This window comes from Martelella sp. UBA3392 (assembly GCF_002358775.1).
GTDB lineage: Bacteria > Pseudomonadota > Alphaproteobacteria > Rhizobiales > Rhizobiaceae > Martelella > Martelella mediterranea.
Genome location: NZ_DEPM01000074.1, coordinates 1 through 9,241 on the forward strand (window position 1 = coordinate 1; position 9,241 = coordinate 9,241).

5 protein-coding genes and 2 pseudogenes are annotated in these 9,241 nt (G+C 63.3%); 2 read left to right on the forward strand and 5 right to left on the reverse strand.

All coding sequences use genetic code 11. The features are described from left to right. Nucleotides 1-2,313: pseudogene (locus B4E36_RS05560) on the forward strand (hypothetical protein); the annotation flags it as partial. 5 nt (nucleotides 2,314-2,318) lie between these two features. On the opposite strand, the pseudogene B4E36_RS05565 reads toward B4E36_RS05560, so the two are convergent. The 5 genes and pseudogenes from B4E36_RS05565 to B4E36_RS05585 form a co-directional block, all read right to left on the reverse strand. Continuing rightward, nucleotides 2,319-3,647, reverse strand: a pseudogene (locus B4E36_RS05565) (sulfatase); the annotation flags it as partial. A gap of 78 nt (nucleotides 3,648-3,725) precedes the next feature. Beyond that, nucleotides 3,726-5,210, reverse strand: a complete 1,485-nt coding sequence (locus B4E36_RS05570; RefSeq protein ID WP_292058464.1) for a tripartite tricarboxylate transporter permease — start codon at nucleotides 5,208-5,210, stop codon at nucleotides 3,726-3,728. Nucleotides 5,211-5,222: 12 nt separating this feature from the next. Next, complete coding sequence (locus tag B4E36_RS05575) at nucleotides 5,223-5,696, reverse strand: tripartite tricarboxylate transporter TctB family protein (RefSeq protein WP_292058465.1); 474 nt, start codon at nucleotides 5,694-5,696, stop codon at nucleotides 5,223-5,225. Nucleotides 5,697-5,700: 4 nt separating this feature from the next. After that, nucleotides 5,701-6,654, reverse strand: coding sequence for a Bug family tripartite tricarboxylate transporter substrate binding protein (locus tag B4E36_RS05580; RefSeq protein WP_292058468.1), 954 nt, complete (start codon nucleotides 6,652-6,654; stop codon nucleotides 5,701-5,703). Between the two features lie 57 nt (nucleotides 6,655-6,711). After that, nucleotides 6,712-8,184: a sulfatase-like hydrolase/transferase gene (locus tag B4E36_RS05585; protein WP_292058489.1), complete on the reverse strand. Its 1,473-nt coding sequence runs from the start codon at nucleotides 8,182-8,184 to the stop codon at nucleotides 6,712-6,714. A 163-nt stretch (nucleotides 8,185-8,347) separates the two neighbouring features. Here B4E36_RS05585 and B4E36_RS05590 point away from each other — a divergent pair, with 163 nt between their 5' ends. Continuing rightward, entirely contained in the window at nucleotides 8,348-9,235 is an 888-nt protein-coding gene (locus B4E36_RS05590) for a LysR substrate-binding domain-containing protein (RefSeq protein ID WP_345900087.1), read from the forward strand. Nucleotides 9,236-9,241 lie beyond the last annotated feature (6 nt).

The window sequence follows — 9,241 nt, forward strand, 5'->3', positions numbered from 1 at the left end:
TCAGTTCTCAGTGAAAATCAACAGGCATTGGCCTCGGCGCTCCGGGGTTTAGGTTCGGGCCGTGTTTCCTTGGGCGTCGACGAATGGCTGGAAACTCCTGAAGCGCGTGCGCTGCCGCGAACGCAAGTCGGAAGCGCCGCAATGTTTGGGATTGCGGGTATTGATCTGAGTAATCTCAGCATCATCCCGGAGGTCCAGGCCGCGGCGGGTCGACTTTCGCAGATCAATGGTTCGCCGGACGATGACCCTCGTCGCCTGTTGATGGAGCGTATGTCACCCTCTGTCCTGTCTGTCCTGATCGAGACAGCGGATTTGGCGAGCTTAGATGAGATTCTCGCAGCGTTGGTCGGAATGCCATTGCCAGTCGCGGTGCGGACCAGCCTCATGCAGGCTCCAGACGGCCTCTTGAATGCCAATCTCGATCTCTTGGGGTCTCTAATGGGCACCTTGTCCGCCCTGGATCGAGAGATCGCTGGTGATTGGGTCGCCGAGATCGGGCAAGAGGCGCTGTTCGCACGGGTTCAGGCAGAGACAGCTTGGGCCGGGCCTGTAACAATCCAAGATGCCGATGACGGAGTGATCGTCCGTTGCGATCTTTGGTACGTTGCCGGCTCTGTCCAGAAAAATCCGCACGACGCAGTTGTGAGTTTGTGCGAACGAATATTGGCACTGTGTCCGTCGGCTGACATTGCGGCGTCCAACGCCATTACTGCAAGCGGCGAATTGGCTGGCCTTGCCCAGTTGCCGCTGGGGACAAAGCGGATTGCCCGAGAAAATCTTCCTCCACCGTCGGTTCCTCAATGGAACCGGCGTTGGCGGGATCTGATCTCCCGCCGCGTCGCCGCTCCGAGCTATAGCGATTATCTTGCCAGAGGCGTGGTGATTCTCGATGCCCTTGTGCCGACGTTGGAAAAGATCTTCGACACCCATTTTCGCGGAAAGAATGCACCTAACGGACTCTTCGAAACGTTAAACTCCATCAACACTGAGACAGAGGCACTGACTCCTCCTGCTATTTCGTCATTGAAAGCGTCGGGTGCCGGAAGCAACGAAACAAATACCAACGTCACCAAGTTTCAGAACCTCCTGCACAGCGCGAGCTTCAATGTCATCGCGAGGTTCGTGAAATTGCCTGACCAAGCTGGCGCATACATTGCCTGGCTGAGCGATCTCATCACCGATGTCGACACCACCACTCTCGAAGAACCTTGGCAGCTTATAGGAGGCGGGCCCCCGCTAATGCTTAACCGTCTCAAGACGCTCTTGGAGACGTTGCGACTTCTGGCCGGAGAAGCCCATGAAAGGAAGCAAGTGCCAGCGGTAACTTGGGCGACACGAGGCAAAGGCGCGCGAGTAGGCAACTCCGTTCGGCTCGTATCCCTCTCTGCCAAAGCTGCCGGGGAAACACGGCTAGCTCAGCGAAAGGCAGAAATTGAACGCTTGGCAGAGGAGGCCGGGATCGCCGCAGAGTTCCATCTCCGCGTTAACGCCAAGGGTATTCTACCGTGGCCACCTGTAGAGGTTCTCGCACTGTTGCTCGCGTCCGACATAGCAGATGCGGTGGTTGCACTCGCTGAACAAGCCGAACTCGTGCGGTTATTGGTGGACCCGTCGATCCACCTGACGATTATGCCTTACATTGAGGATGTCGCGTTCCCGGCGCTCGCAAAGTCTGGTTACCAGACCCTCCTTCCCGACGTGGAAGGAGCTGCCTTCTGGGCCGAACAACTCGGATTGCCACAAGCCCCATCTGCTATGGGAAGCATGTTTGGGGAGGTGCTGAGCCTTGCCAGCGAACTTGGAGCAATGGATCAAAAACGGCTCGGCAATGAGACTCGTCCCGAAGAAGAGATTGCTGCCCGTCGGAGTTTGGAGGCTGCCTTCGAAAGAAAGTACGAGGAACTGACCCGACGGCTCAATGCTTTTGACCAGGCCCTGCAATCGGATGTGTCCGAATTGATCGAGCATCTGCGAACTGGGGACGTTGATTTCGCCGCAGAAGCGCAGGCTGCGATTGGTGGAACTTCAAGCAAAACTGCCGAGGCCGCGGGGTATGTGTCTCTGCTTTTGTTATCTGCAGAGATCGACAGTATTTCAGCCGAAGGGCAACCGTCCGAGCAACTCCAAACGACCTCACCCGAGCAAGCCGACGATGGCCGCCCGGCTCAGCTGGTTCCGGTCCGCACCGGCCCGGCGTCGCTGGTCGAGAGCCATTTGCGCAGGTGCCGGTCAAGGATGTCGGCCTTCAGTCCCGGGGTGATGCCGTGCTGCACGAGGTTGTGGAACTCGTGGGGGTCGGACTGCTGGTCATAGACCTCCATCAGGCCCGCACTTTCATAGAAGCAGGACTTCCAGCGCCCGTCGAAAACCATCACGCCATGCTCGGGCCGGAAGCCGGACTGCGAATCGTTGAAACCCGAGATCACCATGTCCTTGTGCCGGTCCGGGTCGCCGTCGCCGCCCATCTTGGCCCAGAGCGAGCGCCCCTGCATCGCCGGCAGCACGGCGATCCCGGCGGCATCCAGAAGCGTCGGCGCGATGTCGACCAGTTCGACCAGCGCCTGCGACACCACGCCGGCGCGCACCCGGCCGGGCAGCGCGAAGACCAGCGGCACCCGCACCAGCCCGTCATAGAAGCGGCAACCCTTGTAAATCAGGCCGTGGTCGCCCAGCATTTCGCCGTGGTCCGAGCCGAACACGACCAGCGTATCCTCTGCCTGGCCTGTCCTGTCGAGATGGTCGAGGATCTCGCCCAGCCGCATGTCCAGGTTCTCGATCATCGCGTAATAGGCGGCCTTGACCGCGCGCGCGTCGAAGCTTTCCGGGGGCTTCGCCGCCACCTGCGCCGGACGGTTTGCCGGAACGCCCGCGCCGTTGCGGTCGGGGGTGGGACCGAACACGTCCAGATGCGGCGACTGGAACGGGATGTCGGCCATGAATGCCTGCGCCGCCACATCGCTTTCCGCCCAGGCGGGCGGCGAGAGCCTTTGCGGATCGTAGCGATCGAGGACATTCTGCGGCGGGTCGAAGGGCGGATGCGGATCGAACAGGTTGACCATCAGGAACCAGGGATCGTCGCTGCCCGCACCGATGAACCCCAGGCTGCGGTCGGTGGCCCAGGCGGCCTGGTTCAGGTCCTCGGGCGCGCCTGGGCCGCAGAATTTGGTCGGATCGGAAAACAGCACGGCATGGTCGACGCCGCGCTCGGCGAGCCAGTCGTGGTAGTCGCTGCCCTGGCCCCGATAGGCCGGCTGCGGGTTCCACAGAAAGGTCTCGAACCCGTCATGGTCGGGCCGTTTCTCGCCCTTGGCCTGGCGCGACAGGTGCAGCTTGCCGATCAGCCCGCAGCGGTAGCCGGCATCGGCCAGCAGTCCGGTCACCAGCTGCTCGGTTTCGGGGAAGCTGTCATTGCCGTTGCGCATCACATGATGGCTCGCCGGATAGCGACCGGTCATCATGCTGGCGCGCGAGGGCGTGCATACCGGCGCCTGGGCATAGGCGCGGTCGAAGGCCCAGCCGCGGGCGCAGAGCCGGTCGATATTGGGCGTGCGGATTTCACTATTGCCGAGGGCCGCTATTGTGTCCCAACGCTGCTGGTCGGTGCAGAACCACAGAATATTGGGGCGGCGGGCTGCGGTCTTGGTCATGTCGAAAAACGCCTCTGAATGGAACGGAAACCGGGCGGTCCCGGCAGGAACCGCCCGATCGACGGGAGAGCCGGCCGCTCAGGCGGACGCGCGTCTTCTGCCCGCCAGCCGGAACAGCGGCGGCAGGATGATCGACAGCGCGGCGATGGCCAGGAACAGCAGCGCCCAGGGTCGGCTTAACACGCCTGCGAAGCCGTTCTCGGAATACATCAGCCCGGAGCGTAGCTGTTCCTCGGCGATCGGCGCCAGCACGAAGCCGATCACGAACGGACCGAGCGGAATCCGCGCAAAGGTCAGCACCAGACCCAGCAGCGCGAAGCCCAGCATCACCCATACGTCGAACCAGTCATTGTTGAGCGCGAAGGCACCGATGACGCAGAATACCAGGATCATCGGGTAGAGCGCCCAGCTCGGCACCAGCGTCAGCCGGGCAATGCCACGGGTGCCGATCCACATCATCGCCAGCATCAGGAAGTTGGCGACAAGATAGGCGGCGATGAAGCCGTAAGCAACCTCGGGCGAGTTCTGGAACAGAAGCGGGCCGGGCTGCAGGTTGTGGATCATCAGCGCTCCGATCAGGATCGCATCGACCACGCTGCCGGGAATGCCCATCGTCACCAGCGGGATCAGCGCCCCGCCGACGGAGGCATTGTTGGCCGCCTCGGAGGCGACGATACCGTGCTCCTCACCCTTGCCGAAGGCGTCGGGGTTCTTCGAGAAGGCCCGCGCGCTGCCATAGCTGACCAGCGAGGCGACGCTGGCCCCGATACCCGGCAACAGGCCGATCCAGGTCCCGATGATGCTGGAGCGCAGGATATTCGGCGTGAACTTGCGCAGATCGGCCAGGTTGAAGGCGAGCGCCCCCTTGGATTGCACCAGCTCGGGCGGCGCGGCGCGGCGGCCGGCCTCCATCAGCACCTGCTTGATAGCAAACACGCCGATGAGCACGGGCAGCACGTCGAAGCCCGACAGCAGCGAATCAAAGCCGAAGGTCAGCCTTGCCTGTCCGGTCGAGGGGTCGATGCCCGGAAGCGCAAAGACCATTCCGAGCATGGCGCCCATCAGGCCGCGCACCAGTGAGGATTCGGCGAGCGCCGCCAGCATGACGAAGGCCATCATGATCAGGCCGAAATATTCCCACGGGCCGAAGCGCAGCGCGAACCGTGCAAGGAACGGCGACAGGCCGGCCAAAAACAGCGCCGAAATCAGCCCGCCGGCAAAGCTGGCGACGATGCCGAGCGACAGCGCCCGCGTGGCGCGCCCCTGGCGGGTGATCTGGAAGCCGTCGAATGTGGTCACGACCGAGGCCGGCGTCCCCGGCATGTTCAGCAGGATCGCCGAGATCAGCCCGCCCGAAATGCCACCGACATATTCGCCGACCAGCAGCGAGATCGAGGTGGCGTTTTCCATGTGAAAGGTGATCGGCAGCGTCAGCGCGATCAGCATCGACGCGCCGAGCCCCGGTATGGCGCCGACAATCAGGCCGAGCGCGGTGCCAAGCGCCAGGCAGGCCAGGACGGCGGGTTCGAAAGTTGCCCCGAGGGCAGTGAGAAGTTCGCTCATTGTTGCCGCCCGTCAAGGAAGATTTACGAAGAAGTAGCGCGAGAAGACAACCGCCAGCAGGCTGCACAGGATCGCCGCGCCGACGGCCGAGACGGCGAAGCGCCGCCAGTCGAAACCGCCGATCAGCACCGCCGAGACGGCGACATAGACCGTGCCCGCGACCCAGAAGGTCGCCCAGCCCCAGGCCATCGCCAGAATGAATACGACGAGCGCCGCGAAGACCACGGTGCCCCGCAGGGCCGCCGCCGGCGACCACGGTAGAGGCAGGCTTTCGGTACCGCGCACCATGCGCAGGACAGCGCTGGCGGCGATCGGAACCGCCGCCAGCAAGATCAGGACCGCCAGGGTCCGCGGCACTGCCGCCGACCCGAGCGGATCATATTTCGGTGCAGGCAGGGACGCCGCCCCGACCAGCAACAGCGTGGCAATCACGACGATCAGGAGGCAGAATGCCAGGTCGGTTGCCGGATGGGGCTTGCGGTTCATCGGATCACTGCATCTTCGCGGCGGTGGCCTCGATCGACTTCAGGCGCTCGCGCGCTTCCTCGGTCGCTTCAGGGCCCGGGGTGAACGAGGGGTCGTCGCCGTTGTTGGTGAAGAATTCCTGCACTTCCGGCGTGTTAACCGCCTTTTCAAGCGCCGTTGAAAGCGTCTTCTGCACATCTTCTGGGATGCCCTTGGGCGCCATCCACCACATCGCGTTCGACCATGTAGCGTCGGGATAGCCCAACTCCGTGACGGTCGGCACGTCAGGCAGCTTGTCAGAGCGCTCGGGCGCAAACGAGGCGACCGGCGTGATCTGGTCGTTGCCCAGTACCTCGGAGGGCGAGAACAGCGAGATGTCGGCATTGCCGCCCATCAGCATGCGCTGGCGGTCGGCGCCCGAATTGCCGTTGACGAAGCGCGTCTCGATGCCCGCTTCCTGCTCCAGCTTGGCGCCGGCAAACTGGGCGATCGTGCCGATGCCGCCGACCTCGACGAGGCTTTTCGGCTCGGCCTTCAGCTGTGTGACGATATCTTCAAAGCTGGTCAGACCCGATTTCGGTCCGACGGCCCAGACCGGGCTGGTGGTGCCGGTGTAGCCCAGGGTTACGATATCGTCGATATCGAAATTGCCGACGCCGAGCGCCTTCGAGATCAGGGCATTATACTGCCACAGCATGATCGTCTCGCCATCCTTGGGCGACGAGATCATCTTTTCATAAGCCGCGGCACCACCGCCGCCGCCCATGTTGACGATCACCAGCGGCTGGCTCAGCAGATCATTGTCCTCGATCGCCTTGGCGATCACCCGCGCGACGCTGTCGGTATAGCCGCCGGGCTTGAACGGCACGATCACCTGGATCGGCTTTGACGGGAATTCCTGTGCCTGTCCGGTCACGGCGGATGCCAGCAACGCGACCGCGACGCCGGCGATGCCAAAGATGGCTGTTCTACGATTCATCATGTCTTTCCTCCCATGGGTTTCAGATATCGTCAGTCATTCTCGGATGCGGCCGTATCAGCCCGCACCCACCACCTGCCCGCTGAGCTCCAGCGGGGGTTGCGGATAGTGCAGGCCGCGCTGGCCCGCAAGCTTGCGCTCGTCCGGCGCGGAAAGCGGCGGGGCTTCGAAACCGGTCAGACGACCGTCCTTCACCCAGTCGAGGTCGCAGCCATAGAGGTGTTCCACCAGCAGCGCCTCGAGCTCGGCGCGCATCTGCGCGGCCTCCGGCGCGCTGGAAAGGTCGCGGCGCTCGCCCGGATCGCTCGCCAGATCAAACAGCTGCACGGCATTGCCGGCCGGATACCAGATCAGCTTCCAGTCGCCGCGGCGTATCATCCGGTTGGCCCTCGGCCCTTCGAGACACTCGCCGTAAAGATGCGGCCGGCCCTTGAGGTCCAGCATGGACACGCCGTCCACGCCGTCGGGCACCGGCAGGCCGGCGATTTCGAGCAGGGTCGGCATGACATCGGCCAGGCCAAAGATGCCGTCGCAGACCTTGCCGCGATATGTGTCCCCGGTTGATTTCGGCGCAACGAAAATACCCGGCACCTTGGTCGAAGGCTCGAGGAACAGCCGCTTGCCGTAAAGCCCGCCATTGCCCAGCATGTCGCCGTGGTCCGACAGGAACAGGATTGCCGTGTCATCCAGAATGCCCTCCTCGCGGAGTGTGCCGATGACGATCCTGATCTGGTGATCGATATGGGTGCAGAGCGCGAAGAACGCCGCCATCAGCGCCTTTCGTTCGCGCGGCGAGCGTTCGGGCAGATAGTTCAGGACGAAGCGCAGTGCGTAGGGCATGGCTTCGGGGTCCCGGGCCCATTCGGCAATCGTCGGATCGGGCATATCGGCAGGCGCGTAGCGTGCGAGATAGCTTTCAAGCGGCACCAGCGGCGGGTGCGGATGCGTGAAGGACATGTTCCAGAATGCCGGGCGCCCGTGGTCCCGACGCTTGATCACGCGGCACATTTCGCGCGCGGTCCAGTTGGTGACGTGGCAGTCCTCGGGCAGGTGCCATGGACGCCAGATATAATCATTGTTCGACATGCCGTGGAGATATTGCTGGCCGGCGAAACCGCGGTCGGCCAGGAACATGTCGTAGTCATCCACGGCGCCCAGTTGCGCGCGCCCCTCTTCGGCCAGAAGCGCGTCATCGAACCCGATCCGGTCGCGTTGCGGGTGGATGTGGAGCTTGCCGACGGAGAAGGCCTGATAACCGCCGTCGCGAAAGCACTGCGCAAGGGTCGGTGCGTCGGGCATCGGCAGCATCGGCTGGAACACCCGGTCGCCGTGGCTTTTGGGGGAAAGGCCCGTCATCAGCGTGCGGCGCGCGGGAATGCAGACCGGACATTCGCTGTAGAGATTGGTGAAACGCGTGCCGGTGCGCGCCAGCGCATCAAGCGTCGGCGTCTCTATCACCGGATGGCCGGCCACCCCCAGAAGCGAGGCAGCCCATTGGTCGACCGTGATCAGCAGGACATTCGGACGCATCGTCACTTGGCAGCTCCGCTGCGTGCCGCGCTGTCATCATTCGCCAAGATATAATCCGATTGACCTGCCGTCATCTGTGTCTCCTCACTCTTGGAGACTAGAATTTGACGATTGATAGCTATAGTCAAATAAGCAACCCTTATAGAACGGAGAATTCTGCGTCATGGACATGAAGCAATTGCGCGCGATCGTCGTGCTGTCGGAAGAGCTGAATTTCGTCCGCGCCGCAGCGCGGCTCGGCATCAGCCAGCCAGGCTTGTCGCAGCAGATCCAGCGCGCGGAAACCGAACTGGGCGCATTGCTGTTCGCACGCTCCGGACGGCGGGTGACCCCGACCGAGGCAGGCCGCATGTTCGCCCGCGACTCCGCGCATCTTGTTCAGAACTACGACGGCGCCGTTGCCTCGGCGCGCCGCGCCGCGAAGGGACAGGTCGGACGGCTGCGCCTGGGTTTTGTCGAGGCGGCGTCGGTGAATGTGCTGCCGGCGATCGTGTCCGAGTACCGCCGCCACGCCCCCGAGGTTCAACTCGAACTGGTCGAAATGATCTCGGCCGAACTGGCTGATGGACTGCAGCGGCGCAGCATCGATGTGGCGCTGACCCGGCCGATCAATCTCGACGACCCGATCAAGTCCCGCGTGATTCTGCGAGAGCCCTATGTCGTGGCGCTGGCCGCCGATCACCCGCTGGCGGGCGAGGCATCGGTCTCGCTCTCGCAGGTGATCGACGAGGGGCTGATCCTCGCTCCCGGTCCGAAGGCACAATATATCCGCAGCGTGTTCCGCCCGCTGTTCGAGCGGCTGGGCCGCGAGCCGTCGGTCACCCAGGAGGTGCATCAGCGTTATGTGGTCACCGGGCTGGTGCAACTGGGGCTGGGCTATTCGCTGTTGCCGCGGTCGGCGGCGATGTTGCACCGCGAGGGCATCGTGTACCTGCCCCTGTCGGATGCCGACGCGCCGATGGCGGAGATGATGGTGGCCTGGATCCAATGGGAGGACGCGCCGCCGCTCGTCGACTTCCTCTCAATGGTGCGCCGGATCTTCGGGACCTAGCGGCCT